This is a genomic window from Sphingomonas koreensis, assembly GCF_002797435.1.
Lineage (GTDB): Bacteria > Pseudomonadota > Alphaproteobacteria > Sphingomonadales > Sphingomonadaceae > Sphingomonas > Sphingomonas koreensis.
Window position 1 is genome coordinate 161,049 of record NZ_PGEN01000001.1, and the last position, 22,190, is coordinate 183,238.

A 22,190-nucleotide genomic window follows, 5' to 3' on the forward strand; every position below is an offset into this window, starting at 1 on the left:
GATTCATGCAAATGTCATGCGGGGGCGTTTCAGGCGGCGAGCTTGTCGAACTCGCTCTCGGAAAGTGCGATCTGGAATTCAAGGCCCGCCTCGAAATCCGTGGCCCACACGACACGGGCGGCCCAGTGGCCGACATGCGGGAGCGTCAGCCAGATCATCGAATCGCGGCGCAGCGCGGAGAAGGTCTCGATCTTGGCGCCGTGGAGCGAGAGATCGACCACGCGGCACAGCGCGCGATCGAGGCCGCCGCGCCCCACCTTCGCATCAAGCGAGACCGGCGCACGCATGGAGCGCCGCCGGCCAAGAACCGCTGGTTCGAATTCTGCGGTGAAGCTGTGTTTGCCCGTCGAGATCATCGGGCAAATCTAGGCTGTCATGGCTAACGCCGCGTTAACGGCGCTAGCCCTGCAGACCTTACTTCTTGGAGAGCGAGAGCCCGCCGAAACGCTTGTTGAAGCGCGCCACCTGACCGCCCGAATCGAGCATCTGGCCGCGGCCGCCGGTCCATGCCGGATGCGCCAGCGGATCGATGTCGAGCTGCATCGTGTCGCCTTCCTTGCCCCAGGTGGAGCGGGTCTCGAACACGGTGCCGTCGGTCATCTGCACCTTGATCATGTGATAGTCGGGGTGCGTGTCTTTCTTCACGGGTCTTTTCCTTGAGATAGGCCACCGGTTTCCGACCGGCAGCAAGAGGCGCGGCCCCTAGCAGAGCCGCGCCCGTGTTGCAATCATGGTTGGGACCGCATCGGCCCGCCTATCGTCAGGCGCTCGGCGGGTCCGCGATCATCGCGGTGAACTCGCATTCGGTCGCAAGGTCATCGCCCAGATACGCCTTGCCCGCGAACTTGCAGACGCGCGAGCGCTTCTGGACGAACTCGACCTCGAGCCGCAGCAGTACGCCGGGTTCGACGGGCTTGCGGAACTTCACGCCGTCGATCGACATGAAATAGACAAGCTTGCCGGTGCCGGCGAGGCCAAGGCTCTCGACCGCGAGTACGCCCGCAGCCTGCGCCAGTGCTTCGATCTGAAGCACGCCGGGCATGATCGGCCTTCCCGGGAAATGCCCCTGGAAGAACTCCTCATTGATCGTCACCGCCTTGATCGCGACGATGCGCTGGTCGGGGATCAGGCTTTCGACCCGATCGACCAGCAGCATCGGATAACGGTGCGGGAGCGCCGCCATGACCCGCCCGATATCGAGCGGGCCGATCGAGGCTCCCGTCACTGCGCCCTCGTCGCTCATCGGCCCTGCGGCGCGGGCTGCGTCGGAGTGGGCTGCGCGGCGGGCTGAGCCCCCTGCTGCTGGCCCGGCTGCCAGCCGGCCGGCGGGGTGATGCTGACGCTCGGCACCAGCCGGTTCAGTTCGGTAGTGATCGCCGCCGTCACATCGGTGGCCTGACCGGCCCAGAGCAGCGCCTCGGGACGCAGGAGAAGCTGCAGCTTGCGCTGGCTGATCACAGCCTGCGACGCCGGGCTGAGTTGGCGGTTGATCTGCTCGAGGACATAGGCGCGCGCGAGCTGCGCGGGCTGCGTCAGCCGGCCGATCTCGGCCTGCGCTGCCTGTTCCTTCTGCTGGATCGACGCTGCCTGCTGCTGCAGCTGCTGCTGGTTGGCGTTGGGCGCGCGGCTCGCAGTCTGGAGCGCCTGGACGAGCGGACGCAGTTCGTTCTGCGTCGCGGTCGCCCGTGCGTTCGCCTGGTCGAGCGCGGTCTTGTGCGTCGTCTGGATCTGGCTCAGCGCCGTCTTCCACGCGTTGCTGTTCTGGATCGCTGCTTCGGGATCGGCGACAGCGACCCCGGCGACCTGGGCATGCGCCGGAACGGCGGTGGCGATCGCAACCGGCGCCGCGGCGGCGGCAACCAACATAAGGGATTTGATCATGGTCATCAGAAGGATGTTCCTACGTTGAAGCTGAAGAGTTTGTCGTCGTCGCCTTCCACCTTGGTGAGAGCGTAGGCGAGGTCAAGCCGCAGCGGCCCGAACGGCGAATTCCAGTTGGCGCCGATGCCCACCGATACGCGCGGACGAGGCGTGTTACCCAGGAAACGCTCCAGGAACGGTGATGTCGTATCGACTGCCCGGGTGTTGATCGAGGTCCCGGTACACGGCCCCCCGGAGGTCGCCGAATAGCCGATCGCGCATGTCGTTGCGAGACCAGGCGCAACCGCGTCGGTTGTCGGAACGACAAAGAGCGCCCGCCCGGCCGAATCGAACAACTGCGTCTCGATCGGGAGCAGCGAGGGCGACCCGTCGGCGTTGAACAGCAGCTTGCCGGCTGCATCGGTCGCCTGCGTGAAGTTGGCCGTCTTGCCCGGCTGACGCACGCCCCAGTTCGCCCCGGCCATCACGAAGATCGACGGACGGATGCCCATCTCGCGCGCGCCCGCGCCCAGCGGAATCTCGAGCTCGAGCTTGCCGAGGTAATAGGCCCGGCCGCCGATCGCGTCGTCGAAGATCTGATCCTTGTCCGTGATCAGTGTCTGGTTCCCGGCCGCGACGCTGCCGGTATAGCTGAGCCGCTGGATACGCGGTCCCACACCGCGGATGTCGAAGCCGCGGAACTGGGGTTCGCCCAGGAAGAAGCGATCGGTGATCCGCACCGGATCGGTGCCGGCCGCCGCCTTTTCCAGGCTATGGATATAACCGCCCTCGAGGCCCGCCGAGAAAATCCAGCCGCCGCCGATATTCCAGTATTTGTCGGCATCGAAACGGCCGCGTAGATACTTCACATCGCCACCAAGGCCGGCGACATCGCCGCCCACCACCAGCCGTTGGCCCGCGGTCGGGCGCAGGCGGCTGTTCAGGCTGTCATAGATCAGCGACAGGCCGACGGCCGATGTCCAGCGCTTGCCCAGTGCGTCGCAAAGATAGCGCCCCGCCTTGAGCGGGTCGCACTTGCCGTCGGTGAAGAAGGTGTTCCGGTCGAGGCCGACCGAGTCATGGGTGAGCGAGTAGCGCGCCGACGCGGTCCAATATTCGGTCAGCGGCACGCCCAGCACCAGCTGGCCACCGGTCGACACCTGCTCGTAGGTGGTCCGGCGATCGCTGCCCAGATAGTTGAACGAGTTGTAGTCGCGGCGGAAGATGGTGCCGCCCAGCGCGATGTTCTGGTCGAACAGATAGGGTTCGGTGAACCCCACCTCGACCGACTTCGAATAGCTCGAATAGTCGGCCGACAGGCGCAGGTCCTGACCCTTGCCGCGGAAGTTGCGCTGGCGGATTGAGCCCTGGAAGATGAACCGCTCGAGGCTCGAGAAACCGGCCGACAGCGTCAGCTCGCCGGTCGACTTTTCCTCGACATTGGCGGTCAGCACCACGCGGTCGGGCGCGGAGCCTTCCTTCTGCTCGATCTCGAACTTCTCGCCGAAATAGCCGAGCGAGTTGATGCGGTCCTGCGAGCGCTTGACCAGGAAGGTATTGAACGCGTCGCCCTCGGCAAGCCGAAGTTCGCGGCGGATCACCTTGTCCTGCGTCTGGGTGTTGCCGACGATGTCGATCCGCTCGACATAGGTGCGGCGGGCTTCGGCGATGTTGAAGTTGAGCGTCATCGTCAACTTCTCGCGATCGCGCTTGAACTCGGGCGAGACGTTGGCGAAGGCGTAGCCGAACATGCCCGCCGTCTCGGAGAGCTGGTCGACCGTGTCTTCGACCATCTTGGCGTTGTACCAGGCGCCTTCCTTGATCGCGAGGTTTCCGGCCAGAACCTTGTCGTCGAAGTCGCGAATGTTGCTGTCGACGGTCACCGGACCGAACTTGTAGCGCGGCCCTTCCTCGACGACATAGGTGATGATGAAGTCTTTCTTGTCCGGCGTCAGTTCGGCGACGGCGGACACGACACGGAAATCGGCATAACCCTGGGTCAGGTAGAACTGGCGCAGCTTCTGCTGATCATAGGCCAGACGGTCCTGATCGTAGCTGGTGTTCGAGCTGAAGATGCTGGTGAGGCGCGCCTGCTTGGTCGCCATCTCGCCGCGAAGCTTGCCGTCGTCGAACACCTCGTTGCCGATGATGTTGATCTGGCGAACCTTGGACTTGGCGCCTTCCTCGATCTCGAAGATCACGTCGACGCGGTTCTGGTCGAGGCTGACCATCTTCGGCTCGACGCGCGCGGCGAAGCGGCCCTGACGGCGATACAGCTCGACGATGCGTGCGACGTCCGCCCGCACCGCGGTGCGGGTGAACATCTGGCGCGGCGCCAGCTTGATTTCCTTGACGATCTTGTCGTTCTTCAGCCGCTTGTTGCCCTCGAGCACCACGCGGTTGATGATCGGGTTCTCCCGAACGCGCACCACGATGTCGCCGCTCTCGACGCCCTCGATCGTCACGTCGGCCAGCAGTTCGCTTGCCAGCAGGTCGCGGATCGCCTGGTCGAGAATTTCCGTGGTGTACGACAGCCCCACGCGGAGACGAGTGTAGGACAGCACCGTCTCCGGCTCGAGGCGCTGCGTGCCCTCGACGCGCAGCGAGCGAATCGTCCGCGCCGGTTCCGGAACCGCAACCGGCGTCACCGGGGCCTGCTGTGCCGTTGCCTGGGCGGGTTGAGCCGGCGCGGGCGGCTGGGGCGCCTGCTGCGCGAACGCCACGCCCGACAGCACCGTGCCCGTCAGGAGCAGTGCGGTGGCGCGCACGCCGATTTTAGTCACCTTGATTGCAGTCACTATCCTACCCCAGTCGGACTTGAAGAGTTGTTCTGGCCGAAGCGTGGGCCGACGGCGAACCGCCCTGCCCCAACCGCGTCAGCCGATCAACCCAGCCAGATTTCTCCACACGCCAAAGGCGCCGAGATCGTTGAATGTCACCAGCAGCATCAGCGCCAGGATCGCCACCATCCCGCCGCGGAACGCCCACTCCATCACCTCCGGCCCGACGGGTTTCCGCCGCACCGCTTCGATCGCATAGAACAGAAGATGGCCGCCATCCAGCACCGGGACTGGCAACAGGTTGATGAATCCCAGATTAATCGAGACGAGCGCGATCAGGAATACGAACTCGGTCGGCCCCAGCACGAACCGTTCGCCGGAGACCTGCGCGATTCGCAGCGGCCCGCCCAGCTCCTCCACAGAGCGGCGGCCGGTAATGATCTGTGCCAGCCCGTCCAACGTGGTCTGTACGACCTCGCCGGTCATGCGCAATCCGGCGGGGAGCGCTTCGAGCGGCCCGACCGTTTCGTGTACCGCAGCGGTCGGACCGATGCCCATCCGTCCGATCCGGTACTCATTGCCGAACCGGTCCCGCTCCACGCGGACGCCGATCGTCGCATTCAGCTCCTGCCGCACGCCGCTGCGTTCGATGGTCAGCCTAACCGTCTCGTCGGGCCGCAGGGTGAAATAGCGGCGCAGATCGTTGAACCGCGTCATCGCGCGGCCTTCGACCGCCACGATCCGGTCGCCCGTTTGCAGACCCGCAGTCGCCGCAGCACTGTTCGCCTCGACCAGCCCGACGACACTCGGCGTGCGGTTTTCGCCAAAGGTCATTGCGAACGCAGCGAGAATCAGGATCGCAACGAGGAAATTGGTTGCCGGCCCAGCCGCGACGACGATGGCGCGCTGCCACACTGGCTTGGCCTGGAATGTCCTGGCCCGCTCAGCCGCGGGAAGCGAGAGCCATGCTGCATCGGGCTGCCCCGCCGGGTTCATGTCGCCGGCGAACTTGACATAGCCGCCCATCGGCAGCCAGCCGAACTTCCAGCGCGTCCCGCGCTTGTCGGTAAAGCCCGCAACCTCGCGCCCGAAGCCGATCGAGAAGACGTCCGCCTTGATCCCGAACAGCCGGCCCGCCCAATAGTGACCCAGCTCGTGCACGAACACGAGCGGCCCGATCACCAGCAGGAAAGCGAGGATGTAGAAGAAGAAACCGGGATTCTCGGTCAAATGACGCAGTCCTTCACACGCTCACCCGCAATGTTCCGCGCCTCCGCGTCGATCATCAAGACCTGATCGAGCGTTTCCGGTGCGGCCGGATCATAGCGCTCCAGCGTATCCGAGACGATTGCGGCAATTTCAAGAAAGCCGATGCGCCGTGCGAGGAATGCGGCAACCGCCACTTCGTTCGCGGCATTGAGCACCGCGGGCCGGGCCCCGCCCGCCGCCAGCGCCTCCCGTGCCAGCCTGAGGCATGGGAATCGGTCGTAGTCGGGTGCCTCGAAGTCGAGCCGCCCGATCCGCGTCAGGTCGAGCTTCTGGCACGGCGTTTCCATTCGCCGCGGCCAGGCCAGCGCATGGGCGATCGGCACGCGCATGTCGGGTGAGCCGAGCTGAGCCAGGACCGATCCGTCGGCATATTCGACCATCGAATGAATCACGGACTGGCGGTGGACGATGACGTCGAGCTGCTCGGGGGCTACGGGGAACAGGTGGAATGCCTCGATCAACTCGAGCCCCTTGTTCATCAGCGTTGCCGAATCGACGCTGATCTTGGCACCCATCGACCAGTTGGGATGGGCCACCGCCTGTTCCGGGGTGATCCCGCGCATCTCCTCCAGCGATCGTTCACGGAAAGGACCGCCGCTCGCGGTCAGGATGATCTTTGAGACCTTGTCTGCATTACTGGTCTCAAAACACTGGAAAATAGCGTTATGCTCTGAATCGACCGGCAGCAGTGTCGCGTGGTGCCCGGCAACCGCGCGCGTCACGACGTCGCCTGCAGAGACAAGCGACTCCTTGTTTGCCAACGCTACCGTCTTGCCGCCCTCGATCGCGGCCATCACGGGCTTGAGGCCTGCGGTGCCGACGATCGCGGCCATCGTCCAGTCGGCCCCCATGCGGGCGGCTTCGCATACGGCATTGATGCCGCCTGCCGCCTTGACCTCGCTTCCGGCAAGCGCGGCCTGCAATGCGGGAAGGCAGCGCTCATCCGCTACGACCGCGACCCTGGCGTTCACTCGCTTCGCGGCAGCGGCCAGCCCTTCGGCATCGCTATTGGCGGTCAGCGCCAGAACCTCGAACGCGTCCGGCGTGCGCTCGATCAGGTCGAGCGTCGAAGTGCCGACCGATCCGGTCGCGCCGAGGATGGTGACGCTCCTCATCGAATTGCCAGCACCAGCAATGCCGCCACTGGCGCCACCGCCACGAGCCCGTCGAGCCGGTCGAGCACGCCGCCATGGCCGGGCAGCAGGTTGCCCGAATCCTTGACGCCTGCGCAGCGTTTGAGCCAGCTTTCATAGAGATCGCCCATTTGCGCGAGCACTGCGAGCGCCGGGGTCGCTGCGGCCAGCCGCCAGTCCAGTCCGCTGAGCGTCAGGATCGCCGCAAACAGCCCGGCGCCCGCCACGCCGCCGATCAGCCCCGCCCAGGTCTTGTTGGGGCTCACCGCGGGCATCAGCTTCGGGCCGCCAAGAGTGCGTCCGGCGAAATAGGCACCGATGTCGCACGCCCAGACCAGCGCCATCGTCCAGAAGGCAAGGAGCAGCCCCTGCTGCCCCGTGCGCAGCGTGAGCAGCGCGAGTACCGGCAATCCGATATAGAGCGCGCCGATCCCCAGCCTGCCGTTGCGCGTCACGATTGCGATGAAGAACATCGCGCCCAGCACCAGCCCGAACGCGAGGAAACCCGGTCCGGCGGCCACCGGTGCCATGATCGCGAGCGGCACGGTCAGCGCATATTGGGCAAGCTTCTTCTGCTGCACCGTCGCGCCGTGCAGTCCGCCCCATTCATGCATCATGATGATGCCGGCGATCGCTACCAGCAGCCAGAAGGCGAAGCCGCCCCACCACAGGGCAGCCGCGGCGACCGCGATCAGCAGCAGGCCCACCAGCGCGCGCACTGGCAGATCGGCATTCTTCCCTGGCGGGGCTTGCGTCACAATCCTCCGAACCGCCGTTGCCGCTTGCCAAACTGCGCGATTGCATCGGCCAGCGCGGCGCCGTCGAAATCGGGCCACAGCGTATCGACGAACAGCAGCTCGGCATAGGCCGCCTGCCAAAGCAGGAAGTTGGAAAGGCGCTGCTCGCCCGAGGTGCGGATCAGCAGGTCGAGCGGCGGCAGGCCGTGGGTAGTCAGCGCGTCCCCGAACATCGTGTCGTCGATCGCCGCCGGGTCCAGCTCGCCCGCCTTCGCCGCCGCCGCCAGCCGCCGGGCTGCCGCGACGATCTCTGCCTGTGCGCCATAGTTGAGTGCAATTACCAGCGTCGCGCCGGTATTGACCGACGTGCGCTCGATCGCACCATCGATCATCGCGACCAGATCGTCCGACAAGGCGTGATAGTCGCCGATCACGCGTAGCCGCACATTCTCGGCGACCAGATCGCGCAGCTCGTTCTTCAGGAAATGACGCAGCAGACCCATCAGGTCGCGTACTTCCTCCTCGGGCCGGCGCCAGTTCTCCGACGAAAAGGCGTAGAGCGTCAGCACCTCGATGCCGAGCTCGCGCGCAGCCCTGGAGACACGGCGCACCGCGTCCACGCCCTGTTTGTGCCCGGCAATGCGCGGCAGCCGCCGGGCCTTCGCCCAGCGTCCGTTGCCGTCCATGATGATCGCGACGTGGCGGGGAACGGCCCCGCCTTCCGGACTGGCCGGAAGAGGCGCGGAAGCCGCGGTCACTTGCCCAGGATTTCCTTTTCCTTTGCCGCCGCCGCCGCGTCGATATCGGCGATGGTCGCGTCGGTCAGCTTCTGGACCTCGGCCTCATGGCGCTTGCGCTCATCCTCACCGAATTCGCCCTTCTTCTCGTCGGCCTTGAGGTTGTCCATGCCGTCGCGGCGCACGTTGCGCGCAGCGATACGGGCGTTCTCCGCATATTTGCTGGCGAGCTTGGCAAGCTCCTTGCGGCGTTCCTCGGTCAGGTCCGGGATCGGCAGGCGCAGCGTCTGCCCGTCGACGATCGGGTTGAGGCCGAGGCCGGCCGAACGGATCGCCTTGTCGACCGGTCCGACATTGGACTTGTCCCACACCTGCACCGACAGCATCCGCGGTTCGGGCGCGGAAACGGTTGCGACCTGAACGATCGGCATATGCGCGCCATAGACCTCGACCGTCACCGGATCGAGCAGCGTGGTGCTCGCGCGGCCGGTGCGCAGGCCCGCCAGATCGTGCTTGAGCGATTCGACCGCGCCGTTCATGCGGCGCTCCAGGTCGGCCTTGTCGTATGCGGCCATGTTCAGCTTCCTCTTATGCGGATTCGGGATTGTTGCGGACGATCGTCGAGGTGCCCTCGCCGCGCAGCACGGCTTCCAGAGTGCCCTCGTCGCGGATGTTGAACACCACGATCGGGATATTGTTGTCGCGGCACAGCGCCACCGCCGTCGCGTCCATGACCTTGAGGTTGTCGACCAGCACGCGATCGAAGCTCAGTTCCTCGTAGCGGGTCGCGTCCAGCACCTTCTTTGGGTCGGCATTGTACACGCCGTCGACGCTGGTGCCCTTGAACAGCGCATCGCAGTTCATCTCGGCCGCGCGCAGCGCAGCGGTCGTATCGGTGGTGAAGAACGGCAGGCCGGTGCCCGCCGCGAAGATCACGACACGGCCCTTCTCCATGTGCCGCATCGCCTTGCGGCGGATATAGGGTTCGGAGACGCTCGCCATCGGGATCGCCGACTGGACGCGCGTATCGACGCCGAGCCGCTCGAGCGTGTTCTGCATCGCGAGCGCGTTCATCACGGTCGCGAGCATGCCCATATAGTCGGCGCTTGCACGCTCGAATCCCTGTGCCGCACCGGCAAGTCCGCGGAAGATGTTGCCGCCGCCCACGACCATGCAGATCTCGAACCCGGCCTCGGTCGCGGCCTTCACCTCGCGCGCGACGCGCTCGCAGGTGGCCGGATCGATGCCGAACTGGCCTTGTCCCATCAGCACTTCGCCCGAAAGCTTGAGCAGGATTCGTTTGAAGCGTGGCGCGGTCATTGGGCCCTTGATTCTTGGGGGTTATCGGGAAGCGGCGCGGACCCTAGATGAGCCTCGCGACAGGGACAAGCGGCGAAGCGGCATCATTGCCCGAACTCGTCACCTCGAATGGTATGGCTAATTGAGCATTAGCGACGATCCGGCTAGGGAGGTTTTGGGGCATTTCGGGGGAATAGGTGACTACAGTTCTTGGGGTCGAGAACCTCCGGTTCGATCGCGCGCGTGCGCAGCAAACCATCCGGCATCTCCTGTCTCCGTTCCTGGTGGTCTTCTTTGCCGTCTTTGCGTCAGCGATGTTCAGCATCCTCACGCGTTCTCCGGCTGCGCTCGCGACGATCTGGCCCGCGAACGCAGTCATGCTGGGCTTGCTGATACGCTTTCCGCGCCTCGCCAATGCGTCCGGCTGGCTGGGCGGGGTAGCCGGATATCTGCTCGCCGATCTGATAACCGGCGAGGATCCCGTGCGGTTGGTCCTGCTGTTTGCGGGGAATCTTGCGGGGATCATCGCTGGGTATCTGCTGCTCTCGCGAGTTGAGCGACGCAATCTCAAGCTACGGGATCCGCGCTCGCTGCATCATGTCACGGCCGCGATCATGTTCGCGGCGTTTGCGGCTGGCCTCGTCGGCACGATCGCCAATCCGCTCATCTTCGAAGGCAGCTCTTGGCAGGGTTTCCTCTTCTGGTTCGCTACGGAAGCCGTGAACTATGTGGCCTTTCTGCCCGTTCTTCTGACCCTGCCGGCACCGCGCCGGCGGCGGCTTCGCTACCCCCTCGCCGAACGCCGCTATGCCCGTCCGCCGCTGAACGCCGGCATGCTGCGCAAGCTTCTTCCCGGGCTCTCGCTCGTCGTCGGCCTGTTGCTGGCGACGGTGATCGGCGGACCGGGCGCTCTCGTGTTCACGCTGCCCGGCCTCTTCTGGTGCGGCCTTCGCTATTCAATTCCCGTCGTCGCGCTGCTGGGCCTGCTGACAAGCTGCGCAGTGCTGATCGAAGTCAACCATGACCATATCCGGCTTCTGGAAGGTATCGGGTCGCAGGCCTTCGCCCTTTCCGTACGGCTCGGCGTGGCGCTCATCACCCTGACACCGCTCTACGTCGCAACCGTCATCGCCGAGCGGAACGAGATCGTGCACAATCTGGAACGGCTCGCCTCGACCGATCCGTTGACCGGAGCGCTGAACCGTCGCGCATTCTTCCATCGCGGCGAGCGATTGATGAGGCTCCTCGCCCGCCAGGAACGTCAGGTCGCGGTCCTCATGCTCGACATCGACCATTTCAAACAGGTCAATGACCGGCACGGTCATGCAGGCGGGGACAGGATTCTGCAGGCGTTCACCCACACGATACGCGCGCAGTTGCGTGACGGAGCGCTGCTCGGCCGCTTTGGAGGAGAGGAGTTCGCGATCCTCCTTCCGATCGTAGCGGAGGGAGACGGGGCCATTGTCGCCGAACGCCTTCGCGCCGGCGTCGGTCAATTGCGCCTGTTCGACCAGTCCGGCCAGGTGTTGAAGGCGACGATCAGCATTGGCGTGGTGGAGGCGCAGGCCGACGCGACGCCCCTCACCGATCTGACGAACATTGCGGACAGGCGTCTGTATCTGGCGAAACGGAACGGTCGAAATCGGGTCGAATGGGGTGAGCGCAAGGCCGTGCAGCGCTAGGTGCGCCCCGCGATCCTTCTCCGCAATGTCGGCGTGCAGAACCCCGAACTGCCGGAAGAGATGAGCAAGATCGCCGAGGGATCTTCCGATCGAGGACGAGGCGGCCTGATCCAAGAAGAAGGGCGCGGCAACCGAAGTCGCCACGCCCCTGCTGGCTCGCAAAGCGAAACGACTTAGCGGTTCAGGCCCGCCGTCGCCGCGACTTCCGCTGCGAAATCGCTCTCTTCCTTCTCGATGCCCTCGCCCAGCTGGAAGCGGACATAGTCCTTGAGCACGATCGTCGCGCCCGCATCCTTGCCAGCCTTTGCGATGACGTCGGCGACCGGGGTCTTGCCATCCATCACGAACAGCTGGCTCAGCAACGCGTTCTCCTTGGCGAACTTCTTGACCGCGCCTTCGACCATCTTCTCGATGATGTCGGCCGGCTTGCCGCTCTCCGCCGCCTTCTCGCGGCCGATCGCGCGCTCACGCTCGAGCACGTCCTGATCGAGGCCGCTCTCGTCCAGTGCCAGTGGGAAGGCCGCGGCGATGTGCATCGCGATCTGCTTGCCCAGCGGCTCGAGCACGTCGACACCGGCTTCGCTCTCGAGCGCGACGAGCACGCCGATCTTGCCAAGGCCCGAGGCGGCAGCGTTGTGAACGTACGGGATCACCGCGCCGTTGGTCACTTCGACCTTCTTCGCGCGGCGAAGAACCTGGTTCTCGCCGATCGTGGCGATGTTGGCGGTGAGGACTTCCTCGACCGAACCGCCCTCGATCTTCGCTGCCTTGAGCGCATCGACGTCGTCGATGCCCTGCTCCAGCGCGACCGCGGTCACGTCGCGGACGAAACCCTGGAAGATCTCGTTCTTCGCGACGAAGTCGGTCTGCGAGTTGACCTCTACGGCCACGCCCTTGGTGCCGGCGACGGCCACGCCGACCAGACCCTCGGCCGCGGTGCGGCTCGACTTCTTGGCGGCAGCAGCCAGACCCTTGGCGCGCAGCCAGTCGGCCGCGGCCTCGATGTCGCCATTGGTTTCCGCAAGCGCCTTCTTGCAGTCCATCATGCCGGCGCCGCTCTTCTCGCGCAGTTCCTTGACGGCTGCTGCAGTGATCTCGGCCATGTCTAATTCCTCATGCTTAAGCTGTTTGCTTCGAATATGGTGCGGGCGGGGCATTGCGAAAACCGCCCTGCCCCGCCCGAATTACGCTTCGATGACGGCTCAGGCGTCGATCTGGCGCTCGCCCTCAGCGGCCGTTTCCGGCTCGGTCGAGGCGGCCGGGGCTTCCGGCTCGGCGATCGCAGCTTCGACCGGCGGCTCTTCGGCGGCGCCGAAGTCCGCACCGCTCACCACCTGCGCGTGCTGGTTGCCACGGGTCGCCGCGATGGCGATGGCTTCGCAGTACAGGCGGATCGCGCGGCTGGCGTCGTCATTCGCGGGGACCGGGAACGCGATGCCGTCGGGCGAGACGTTCGAATCGAGGATCGCGACGACGGGAATGCCCAGCGTGTTGGCTTCCTTGATCGCCAGCTCTTCCTTGTTGGCGTCGATCACGAACATGATGTCGGGAATGCCGCCCAGGTCGCGGATGCCGCCGAGCGACAGCTCCAGCTTGTCCTTCTCGCGGGTCAGGTTCAGCACTTCCTTCTTGGTCAGGCCGTGCGTGTCGCCCGAAAGCTGCTCTTCAAGCGTCTTGAGGCGCTTGATCGACTGGCTGATGGTCTTCCAGTTGGTGAGCATGCCGCCCAGCCAGCGGTGGTTGACGAAGTGCTGGTTCGACTTGCGCGCCGCCTCGGCGATCGCTTCCTGCGCCTGGCGCTTGGTGCCGACGAACAGCACCTTGCCGCCGGCGGCGACGGTCGACGACACGAACTCGAGCGCGCGCGCGAACAGCGGAACGGTCTGCGACAGGTCGATGATGTGGACGCCGTTACGCTCGCCGAAGATGTAGGGCTTCATCTTCGGGTTCCAGCGGTGCGTCTGGTGGCCGAAATGCGCGCCCGATTCGAGCAGCTGCTGCATGGAGACGACGGGTGCCGCCATAGGGATAACTCCTTCCGGTTGATCCTCTGGGAAGCGAGTGACCGACGAACCTGATGGCCCGCGGCACCGGGATATGATGCTTCCCATGTGGGGTTGAGGCGGCGCCCTTAGCCGAGGCCGCGACGGATTGCAATGCCAGGCCCCGATCGTAACGCTCGCGGCACAATTGGTATTGCATTATCAATGCAATGGTATTGTATATGTCCCATTGAGAACGCCGCGATCATGCCGGCGAGTCAGCATTGGGAGGGGAATCTTGGCGCGTGCAGATGCGGCGCCGGCGAGTGTAACCGCGCCGGCCAAGAACCACTATGTCATTCTGGATGGGCTGCGCGGCGTCGCCGCGCTGATGGTCCTGCTCATGCACCTGTTCGAGGGGCATACCGGCGGCGACCTCCACAAGATGATCATCAACCACGGCTATCTCGCAGTGGACTTCTTCTTCCTGCTTTCGGGCTTCGTCGTCGCCTACGCCTATGACGACCGCTGGGGCACGATGACCCAGTGGGAGTTCTACAAGCGCCGCCTCGTCCGGCTCCAGCCGATGGTGATCCTCGGCTCGATCATCGGCGCAGCGTTGTTCGTGTTCCAGATTGATCCCTTCTATCCGCTCGCTGCCGGCGCCTCGCTTTGGCAGGTGCTGATGCTGATGGTGATCGGCTTCACCCTCATTCCCGTTCTGCCATCGATGGATGTGCGCGGCTGGGGCGAGACCTTCCCGCTCAACGGCCCGGCCTGGTCGCTGTTCTTCGAATATTGCGCCAACATCCTTTACGCCGCCGGGCTGTACAAGCTGTCGAACCGCTGGCTCGGCCTGCTCGTCGCTATCGCGGGCGCGGCGCTGTTCCACCTCGCGGTATTCGGCGAGCGCGGCGATCTGGTCGGCGGTTGGACGCTCACCTGGGAAGGCGTGTATATCGGTTTCGTCCGCCTGCTCTTCCCCTTCTTCGCCGGCGTGCTGATGATGCGGCTCGGGATGCGGATCCGCATGAAGGGCGCATTCTGGGCCAGCAGCCTGCTGCTGATCGTCGCGCTCTCCTTGCCTCGCTTCGGCGGCACGGCCAATCTCTGGATGAACGGCCTCTATGAAGCGCTCTGCGTGCTCGTCATCTTCCCGCTGGTGGTCGCGATCGGCGCGGGGCAGCAGCAGATGGACGGTGTCTCACTTCGCATCGCACGTTTCTTCGGCGACCTCTCCTACCCGCTCTACATCACCCATTATCCGCTGGTGTACATCTACATGGCCTGGATCGTGACCGATAAGCCGTCGACGGGCGCGGCGATCCTCGGTGGGGTCGCAGTCGCCGCCGCCTCCATCGCGCTCGCCTATGCCAGCCTCAAGCTTTACGACCTTCCGGTCCGCCGCTGGCTCGGCAAGCGGCTGCTGTCGCGGAACGCCTAGCCGCGCGGATGTTCCGGCCGCTCCGCGAGCGGCCGGAACATGAGAACAGAAAGAGATTGACAGATGGAACGATAGCGGAACATAAAGGGCCCACACAGCGGACATGAAGCATGCGCCGCCCGGGAGGTTCACATGACCGCACTGCTCGTCGCCCTGCTCTTCACCACCGCCATCGCGGTTTCGATCTGGTCGATGTGGATCACGATCGCGCCGCGCCTCGATTATATGCGCGCGCTGCTGACCGGCGAGACCGTCCAGGCCCTCGCTCCTGCGGTGGCCCCGCGTGTCCGCGCGATCCGCTCCTCAGCGGCCACACCGATGGGCGCCGGCCAGTTCCGCGCAGCTGCCTGAGGAGTTAGACGGCGTAGCGCCTGGCGGTTTGCGCTTCCCGCCGGTGGATTTCCGCGCGATCTGCTTGCCCCAGGCGCTCAAGATCGGAAGCCGCGTCAAAGCGCCGCTGAGCTTCCGCGTCGATGACAGCCCCGATCTCAGCCTTGGATAAGATGCACCCCGGCCGGGATCAGCACGCTAAACTGACGGCGACGACGCGCGTCCTCGCCGATAGGCCTGCACGCTGAACGGCAGCGTAGCCAGATAGCTCACGCACAGCACCGTCAGGGTCTGCCAGGGCGCGGTAACCAATGCGGCAAGCAGGATCGCCAGCACCACCAGAGCCTCGAAGCGGACGTTGCGGCGCAAGCGCAGCGACTTCCACGAATAGGTGGCAAGGCTGGAGACCATCAGCAGGCCGACGAATGCCACCCAGGGCGTGACGATCCAGGGCGAACGCGCCAGCTCCTCGCCGCTCCACAGCCATACATAGAGGGGGAGCATCGCCAGCGCAGCGCCCGCGGGCGCCGGGATTCCGGTCAGATATCCGGCCAGCTTACGCGGCTGCTCGGTGTCCATCTGCGAATTGAACCGCGCCAGCCGAAGCGCGCAGAACACGGCATAGAGCAGCGCGACGATCCAGCCCAGCTTGGGGACATGCATCAATGCCCACAGATACAGGATCAGCGCCGGCGCGACCCCGAACGAGATCGCGTCGGACAGGCTGTCCAGCTCCGCGCCGAACTTGCTCTCGCCGCGAACCATGCGTGCGATCTGGCCGTCGATTCCGTCGAGCGCAGCGGCGAGCATGATCATCAGAACCGCGCGCTCCCAGTCCTGCGCGATCGCGAAGCGCACGCCGGTCAGGCCGGAGCACAGCGCCAATGCTGTGATCGCGTTGGGAGCGATGGTGCGCAGCGGGATGCCGCGCCGCAGGGGCCGCGGCTTCAGACTCACTGCGCCACGCCCTCCGCAGCAATCGCGCCCTTGCGGCCGACCACCGTCTCACCGGCGACGCACCGCTGGCCGAGCGCGACCTGCGGCGCATAGTCATCGGGCAGGAACACATCGACGCGGCTGCCGAAGCGGATCAAGCCGATACGCTGGCCGGCCGCGACCATGTCGCCGGGCTTTACGAACGTGACGATGCGGCGCGCGACGAGACCGGCGATCTGGGTGAAACCGACGCGCAGGCCATCGCGCGTCTCAACTACGAAGTGCTGGCGTTCATTCTCTTCGCTCGCCTTGTCCAGGTCAGCGTTGAGGAACTTGCCGGCGATATAGACGACCTGACGGATCGTTCCGGCCACCGGCGTGCGGTTGATGTGGACGTCGAACACGCTCATGAAGATCGAAACGCGCACGCGCGTCTCTTCGTTCAGCCCTTCCGGCCCCGCGATTTCGCGCGGTACGGGTACGCGCTCGATCATCGTGACCAGCCCGTCGGCGGGCGAGATGATCTGCCCCTCGGCCTGCGGCGTCACGCGGACCGGGTCGCGGAAGAAGGCGGCGACCCAGATCGTCACGCCGATCAGCAGGAAGCCCAATTCGTCCCAGATAGCGAACAGGAACAGCATCGTTACCGCTGCCGAGATCAGGACGTACTTGCGTCCTTCGGGGTGTACGGCGGGCCAGCGCCATTTGACCGTGTTGGTGACGACGGGTGGCTTGTCTAATGAAGGCATGGGCGGGCTTTAGCCGGGTTCGCCGCCGCATGACAATCGCTCGCCGCACTTTGTCTGTGGGCGACATGCAATGCGGGTTTCCGCCTGCGGTGCTCGCACTGCGAAGATAAGCGCTGGCCGCTCCACAATCGCATGCGCGCTTGTTGCCACCCAAAAATTCGCTTGGCGGCAACATTGCCAACCGGCTGAACGCTTGCGTACGCGAATTGCAGCCGCCCTTGATCCCCCCGCCCCTTCCTCCTAGACGCACCGCCAAACCTCCCTCACGAACAGGAAAGCGAGCATGGCGAAGATCAAGGTCAAGAACCCGGTCGTCGAGATCGACGGCGACGAAATGACGCGGATCATCTGGGAATGGATCCGTGAGCGCCTGATCAAGCCGTACCTCGACATCGACCTCAAATATTACGACCTCGGCGTCGAGAAGCGCGACGAGACCAACGACCAGATCACGGTCGATGCCGCCAACGCGATCAAGGAATTCGGCGTCGGCGTTAAGTGCGCCACGATCACCCCGGACGAGGCGCGCGTCGAGGAATTCAACCTCAAGGAAATGTGGAAGTCGCCCAACGGCACGATCCGCAACATCCTGGGCGGCGTCGTGTTCCGCGAGCCGATCGTGATCTCGAACGTCCCGCGCCTCATCCCGGGCTGGACCAAGCCGATCGTCGTCGGCCGTCACGCGTTCGGCGACCAGTATCGCGCGACCGACGTCAAGATCCCCGGTCCGGGCAAGCTGCGCCTCGTCTTTGAGGGCGCCGACGGTGAGGTGATCGACCGTGAGGTGTTCAACTTCCCGAGTTCGGGCGTCGCGATGGCGATGTACAATCTCGACGATTCGATCCGCGACTTCGCCCGCGCCTCGTTCAACTACGGTCTCAACCTGAAGTGGCCGGTGTATCTGTCGACCAAGAACACCATCCTCAAGGCCTATGACGGGCGCTTCAAGGACCTGTTCCAGGAAGTGTTCGACAATGAGGGCTTCAAGGAGAAGTTCGCCGAGGCAGGCATCGTCTATGAGCACCGCCTGATCGACGACATGGTCGCCTCGGCGCTAAAATGGTCGGGCGAGTTCGTCTGGGCCTGCAAGAACTATGACGGCGACGTTCAGTCGGACCAGGTTGCGCAGGGCTTCGGTTCGCTCGGTCTGATGACCTCGGTGCTGCTCTCGCCGGATGGCAAGACCGTCGAGGCCGAGGCGGCGCACGGCACCGTCACCCGCCACTATCGCCAGCATCAGCAGGGCAAGGCGACCTCCACGAACCCGATCGCCTCGATCTTCGCCTGGACCGGCGGCCTCAAGTTCCGCGGCAAGTTCGACGAGACGCCCGAAGTGGTGAAGTTCGCGGAGACGCTGGAGCGCGTCTGCATCGAGACCGTCGAGAGCGGCAAGATGACCAAGGACCTCGCGCTGCTGATCGGTCCGGACCAGCCCTGGATGACCACCGAGCAGTTCTTCGAAGCGATCCGCGAGAACCTCGAAACCGAAATGGCAAGCTGGCAGTAAGCCACTTAAAAGATGTGAATATTAGGGCCCGGATGTCGCGATCGACGTCCGGGCCTTTTACTTTCTGCTGCACCGGCGAAAAATCGCCCCCGCGGCCGATGACAAATCTGGCACCCGCCGTTTAGAGTGCGGCCATGGCGCTTGATCTGACCAACCACACATTCAGCGATACCCTTGTCATTCTGGGTGCCGCGGGGCTGGTCATCCCTGCCTTCACCCGCTTCCGGATCAGTCCGGTGATCGGCTTCATCCTCGTCGGTGCGCTGGTCGGCCCCGCGGGCCTCGGCCAACTCGTTCCACAGCTCCCGTGGCTCTATTATGTCACGATCACCGACCCTCATTCGATTGAGCCCTTCGCCGAATTCGGGATCATCCTGCTGCTCTTCTCGATCGGCCTCGAGCTCTCCTTCAAGCGACTATGGTCGATGCGGACGCTCGTGTTCGGGGTGGGCGCCGCCGAGTTGCTCGGTGCCGGGCTGCTGATCGGTACGGGGCTCTATTTCCTCGGACAGGGCTGGACCGGTGCGTTGGGTTTGGGGCTGGCGCTGGCCCTCTCTTCCACCGCGCTTGTCCTGCCTATCGCCGGGACCACCAGCGCGGTCGGCCGCTCGGCCTTCGCAATGCTGCTCTTCGAAGATCTGGCGCTGGTGCCGATCATCTTCCTGCTCGGCGCGCTGGCGCCTGCGGCAGCGGACGCGGGGATTGGCGAACTCGCGGGGGTGCTTGGCCGCGGCGCGATCGTGGTCGCCATCCTCTATGTCGGCGGACGGCTCTATCTGCCCCGGCTGTTCGCCCAGGCCGCGCGAACCAAGTCGCCCGAGCTGTTCCTCGCCGCGAGTCTGCTGGTCGTTATCGTTGCCAGCATGGCCACCACCGCGGTCGGCCTGTCGCCCATCGTCGGCGCGCTGCTCGCCGGCCTGCTGATCGCGGAGACCGAGTATCACAGCGAGGTCGAGGTCATTACCGCGCCCTTCAAGGGACTGGCGCTCGGCGTTTTCCTCATCACGGTGGGCATGCGTCTGGACCTGCGCATGGTGATGCAGGACTGGTCGCTGCTGCTCGCCGCGATCCTCGGCGTGATGGCGATCAAGGTTGCGGTCACGGTTGCCCTGCTCAAGCTGTCCGGCGCGCGGACCGGGACCGCGGCCGAGGCGGGCGTATTGATGGCCAGCCCATCGGAAACCACCCTCATCGTGCTTGGCGTCGCGGCGACTGCAGGGCTGATTCAGCCGTCCACTGCCGCCTTCTGGACCACCGTGACCGCGATCGGCCTCACCGTTACGCCGCTGCTGGCGAAGGCCGGCAGCTTCGCCTCGCGGAAGATCGAGGAGCGCGATCTGGATGCGGACATCGCCGCCAATCCTGAAATCACGCCCGGCGGCACCGTCATCATCGGCTTCGGCCGCGTCGGCCGCACTGTCGCGGACATGCTGAAAGCGCATGGCAAGCCCTATGTCGCCGTAGATGCGGACATTGATGGCGTCGCTCAGGCACGGCGCGAAGGCTATACGGTGATGTTCGGCGACGTCGCGCGCAGCGAGCTGGTCGATCGGCTCAACCTCGGCCATGCCGATGCGCTGATCCTGACAATGGACGATCCGGTCCTCACCGTCCGCCTCACCCGCCGCGTGCGCAACTGGGTTCCGACGATCCCGATCATCGCCCGCGCCCGCGACACTGCCCATGCCGCCGAGCTCTATAAGGCCGGCGCCACCGATGCGGTGCCCGAAACGCTCGAAAGCTCGCTTCAGCTCTCTGAGGCCGTGCTCGTCGATCTCGGCGTCGCGGTCGGGCCGGTGATCGCGTCGATCCACGAGAAACGCGACGAGATGCGCAAGGAGATCAAGGAAGCCGCCGGCCTCGAACGCGAGCCGCGGCTGCGGCGGGCGCGCAAGGCCGAAGCTTAACCCATCCGCGCCCGCACCACGCGCTTCAGTACGTCGAGCGGCATCGCGCCCTTGCGCAGGACGTCGTGGAACTTGCGGGGATCCCATTGGGCGCCAGCCTTCGCCTTGGCTTCGTCGCGCAACTCGACCCAGACGGTATGCCCGATCTTGTAGCTGCACGCCTGGCCCGGCCAGACGGTGTAGCGATCGATCTCGCCCTGGCTGCGGCCACGGGCAATGCCGGTGGTGGCGATGAAATAGTCGGTCGCCTTCTCGCGGCTCCAGCGCTTGGCATGCATGCCGCTATCGACGACAAGCCGCGTCGCACGGAACAGCAGCGACTGGAGATAGCCGACCTGCCCCAGCGGATCGCCCTCGTACATCCCCATCTCGTCGGCGAGCTGCTCGGTATAGAGCGCCCATCCCTCGCTATAGCCGCTGAAGCCGCCGCGGCGGCGGATCAGCGGGATGGCCGATGATTCGAGCGCCAGCATCACTTGAAGGTGATGGCCCGGCACCGCCTCGTGATAGCTCAGCGTCGCCAGCCCGAACTTGGGCCGGTCGAACGTGTCGCGCAGGTTGATATAGTAGATGCCCGGGCGTGAGCCATCGAGCGTCGCGGCCTGATAATAGCCGCCCGGCGCCCCCGCCTGAATCGACGGCGGCACACGACGAACTTCGACCGGTGCCTTGGGCAGGCTCGCGAACTGCTCGGGTAGCCGCTTCTCCATCGCGCGCACTTGCGCGCGCAGTGTTTCGAGGAGCGCTTCCCTGCCCGGATCGGTATTCGGGAAGAGCTGATCGGGCCGTTCGTTGAGCGCCACCAGGCGAGCACCGACCGTCCCCTCGCTGATCCCCTGCGATCTCAGGATCGTATCGATCCGAGCGCTGATCTCCGCGACCTGCTCAAGGCCCAGCTTGTGGATCTCGTCGCCGGTCATGCGCACCGTGGTCGCCGCCTCGGCCGCCGCCGCGTAATAGGCCTCGCCGTCGGGAAGCCGCCAGACGCCCGCGTCATGCACCGCCTTGCCGCGCAACTCGGTGACGAGCGCGCGCTGACGGTCGAACGCGGGGAATACCTTCTCCGCCACGATCTTCGCGGCCTGCGCCGCGCGCTCGGGCGGGAGGTTCGCGGCCCTGAGCTTGGCGGCATAGCTGGTGACCAGTCCGGTCTCCGCCGCTGGCCTCTCACGCAGCGCCGCGAACTGCTTGAGCGTCGTGTCGAGGATGTAGTCAGGCGCGAATACGCCCCGCGCCGCGTCGGCCCGTTGGCGCGCGGTTTCCTGGTCGATGACGTTCGCGAACGCGCCGAGCCGCGCCAGATAAGCGTCGGCATCGACCGCGTCCTTCACGCGATGCTGGGTGTCGAGGAAATCGGGCACCTCGCGATAGGCGCCGCTCAGCTGGCTGAGGCGGAACGGGACGAAGCGGCCGCCGCTATCGCCATAGGTGAACTGCTCCCGCCCGGCGATGCTGCGCTCGAGCTGATAGGTGACAACGTCTTGATCCAGCCGGGCGTCCTCGCCCAATGTCTCCGGTGCGAAACCCCGAACCATCGCCAGTTCGCGTTTCGAACGGGCCAGATCGCGCGCGTCGTCCGCCAGGGTACGACCTGAAAGCTGAGACTTGAGCGCTGCGTTCTTGCCGGTATCGAGCCCGAGCGATGTCGCGCCTTCCGGGCTTTCGGTCAGGCGATCCTCGAAGATCTTGTCGAGCAGGACGCGGAACTTCGCGTCCGCGCTGCCGGCCGCTTTCGCCTGACGTGCGGTGGCGGGAAGCGCGGCAACCAGCGCCGCAGCGCCAGCCGAACCAACGAACGAACGGCGGCGCATCGGCATCTGGCTTATCACTCCATCAAA

21 protein-coding genes are annotated in these 22,190 nt (G+C 65.2%); 5 read left to right on the plus strand and 16 right to left on the minus strand.

Annotated features, from left to right (window positions below; genetic code table 11):
* Window positions 1-29: 29 nt before the first annotated feature.
* The 11 genes from BDW16_RS00865 to pyrH form a co-directional block, all read right to left on the minus strand.
* Window positions 30-287 carry a PilZ domain-containing protein gene (locus BDW16_RS00865; protein ID WP_237241101.1) on the minus strand — a complete coding sequence of 86 codons (258 nt, stop codon included), beginning with the start codon at window positions 285-287 and terminating at the stop codon, window positions 30-32.
* A gap of 127 nt (window positions 288-414) precedes the next feature.
* Window positions 415-645: a 50S ribosomal protein L31 gene (gene rpmE, locus BDW16_RS00870; protein WP_066575173.1), complete on the minus strand. Its 231-nt coding sequence runs from the start codon at window positions 643-645 to the stop codon at window positions 415-417.
* Between the two features lie 115 nt (window positions 646-760).
* A complete protein-coding gene (fabZ, locus tag BDW16_RS00875) occupies window positions 761-1,243 on the minus strand; it encodes a 3-hydroxyacyl-ACP dehydratase FabZ (RefSeq protein WP_066575178.1) in 483 nt (160 codons plus the stop codon).
* A complete protein-coding gene (locus BDW16_RS00880; RefSeq protein ID WP_241230503.1) occupies window positions 1,240-1,881 on the minus strand; it encodes an OmpH family outer membrane protein in 642 nt (213 codons plus the stop codon). Before BDW16_RS00880 ends, fabZ begins: the two co-directional genes overlap by 4 nt.
* 5 nt (window positions 1,882-1,886) lie before the next feature.
* Window positions 1,887-4,658 (minus strand): outer membrane protein assembly factor BamA, encoded by a 2,772-nt coding sequence (bamA, locus tag BDW16_RS00885; RefSeq protein ID WP_066575193.1) that lies wholly within the window; start codon window positions 4,656-4,658, stop codon window positions 1,887-1,889.
* 78 nt (window positions 4,659-4,736) lie between these two features.
* On the minus strand, window positions 4,737-5,870 hold the full coding sequence (rseP, locus tag BDW16_RS00890) for an RIP metalloprotease RseP (protein WP_066575196.1): 1,134 nt from the start codon (window positions 5,868-5,870) through the stop codon (window positions 4,737-4,739).
* Window positions 5,867-7,024, minus strand: a complete 1,158-nt coding sequence (locus BDW16_RS00895; protein ID WP_066575197.1) for a 1-deoxy-D-xylulose-5-phosphate reductoisomerase — start codon at window positions 7,022-7,024, stop codon at window positions 5,867-5,869. Before BDW16_RS00895 ends, rseP begins: the two co-directional genes overlap by 4 nt.
* Window positions 7,021-7,800, minus strand: coding sequence for a phosphatidate cytidylyltransferase (locus BDW16_RS00900; RefSeq protein ID WP_066575204.1), 780 nt, complete (start codon window positions 7,798-7,800; stop codon window positions 7,021-7,023). The genes BDW16_RS00895 and BDW16_RS00900 overlap by 4 nt, the downstream gene beginning before the upstream one ends.
* The gene (locus BDW16_RS00905; RefSeq protein WP_075152073.1) at window positions 7,797-8,537 is read right to left on the minus strand and encodes an isoprenyl transferase; all 741 of its coding nucleotides are present in this window, start codon (window positions 8,535-8,537) and stop codon (window positions 7,797-7,799) included. The genes BDW16_RS00900 and BDW16_RS00905 overlap by 4 nt, the downstream gene beginning before the upstream one ends.
* On the minus strand, window positions 8,534-9,091 hold the full coding sequence (frr, locus tag BDW16_RS00910; RefSeq protein WP_066575207.1) for a ribosome recycling factor: 558 nt from the start codon (window positions 9,089-9,091) through the stop codon (window positions 8,534-8,536). Before frr ends, BDW16_RS00905 begins: the two co-directional genes overlap by 4 nt.
* Window positions 9,092-9,104: 13 nt before the next feature.
* Complete coding sequence (pyrH, locus tag BDW16_RS00915) at window positions 9,105-9,836, minus strand: UMP kinase (protein ID WP_066575209.1); 732 nt, start codon at window positions 9,834-9,836, stop codon at window positions 9,105-9,107.
* A 263-nt stretch (window positions 9,837-10,099) separates the two neighbouring features.
* Between pyrH and BDW16_RS00920 the strand changes: the two genes are divergently transcribed.
* Complete coding sequence (locus tag BDW16_RS00920; protein ID WP_066575213.1) at window positions 10,100-11,497, plus strand: GGDEF domain-containing protein; 1,398 nt, start codon at window positions 10,100-10,102, stop codon at window positions 11,495-11,497.
* 173 nt (window positions 11,498-11,670) lie between these two features.
* Here BDW16_RS00920 and tsf read toward each other — a convergent pair whose 3' ends face one another.
* Window positions 11,671-12,600 carry a translation elongation factor Ts gene (gene tsf / locus BDW16_RS00925; protein WP_066575216.1) on the minus strand — a complete coding sequence of 310 codons (930 nt, stop codon included), beginning with the start codon at window positions 12,598-12,600 and terminating at the stop codon, window positions 11,671-11,673.
* A gap of 99 nt (window positions 12,601-12,699) precedes the next feature.
* Window positions 12,700-13,521: a 30S ribosomal protein S2 gene (rpsB, locus tag BDW16_RS00930; RefSeq protein WP_066575217.1), complete on the minus strand. Its 822-nt coding sequence runs from the start codon at window positions 13,519-13,521 to the stop codon at window positions 12,700-12,702.
* Window positions 13,522-13,777: 256 nt separating this feature from the next.
* Here rpsB and BDW16_RS00935 point away from each other — a divergent pair, with 256 nt between their 5' ends.
* Entirely contained in the window at window positions 13,778-14,923 is a 1,146-nt protein-coding gene (locus BDW16_RS00935; RefSeq protein ID WP_066575219.1) for an acyltransferase family protein, read from the plus strand.
* Between the two features lie 132 nt (window positions 14,924-15,055).
* Entirely contained in the window at window positions 15,056-15,274 is a 219-nt protein-coding gene (locus tag BDW16_RS00940; protein WP_066575222.1) for a hypothetical protein, read from the plus strand.
* Between the two features lie 177 nt (window positions 15,275-15,451).
* Here BDW16_RS00940 and BDW16_RS00945 read toward each other — a convergent pair whose 3' ends face one another.
* Together BDW16_RS00945 and BDW16_RS00950 are read right to left on the minus strand one after the other, a co-directional pair.
* Window positions 15,452-16,210, minus strand: a complete 759-nt coding sequence (locus BDW16_RS00945; protein ID WP_066575226.1) for a CDP-alcohol phosphatidyltransferase family protein — start codon at window positions 16,208-16,210, stop codon at window positions 15,452-15,454.
* Window positions 16,207-16,938, minus strand: a complete 732-nt coding sequence (locus BDW16_RS00950) for a phosphatidylserine decarboxylase (RefSeq protein WP_066575228.1) — start codon at window positions 16,936-16,938, stop codon at window positions 16,207-16,209. Before BDW16_RS00950 ends, BDW16_RS00945 begins: the two co-directional genes overlap by 4 nt.
* A 283-nt stretch (window positions 16,939-17,221) precedes the next feature.
* Between BDW16_RS00950 and BDW16_RS00955 the strand changes: the two genes are divergently transcribed.
* Together BDW16_RS00955 and BDW16_RS00960 are read left to right on the plus strand one after the other, a co-directional pair.
* The gene (locus BDW16_RS00955; RefSeq protein WP_066575230.1) at window positions 17,222-18,445 is read left to right on the plus strand and encodes an NADP-dependent isocitrate dehydrogenase; all 1,224 of its coding nucleotides are present in this window, start codon (window positions 17,222-17,224) and stop codon (window positions 18,443-18,445) included.
* 134 nt (window positions 18,446-18,579) lie between these two features.
* The gene (locus BDW16_RS00960) at window positions 18,580-20,352 is read left to right on the plus strand and encodes a cation:proton antiporter domain-containing protein (RefSeq protein WP_066575237.1); all 1,773 of its coding nucleotides are present in this window, start codon (window positions 18,580-18,582) and stop codon (window positions 20,350-20,352) included.
* Here BDW16_RS00960 and BDW16_RS00965 read toward each other — a convergent pair.
* Window positions 20,349-22,163, minus strand: a complete 1,815-nt coding sequence (locus BDW16_RS00965) for a DUF885 domain-containing protein (protein WP_066575711.1) — start codon at window positions 22,161-22,163, stop codon at window positions 20,349-20,351. The two genes, BDW16_RS00960 and BDW16_RS00965, sit on opposite strands and share 4 nt — an antisense overlap.
* Between the last annotated feature and the right edge of the window lie 27 nt (window positions 22,164-22,190).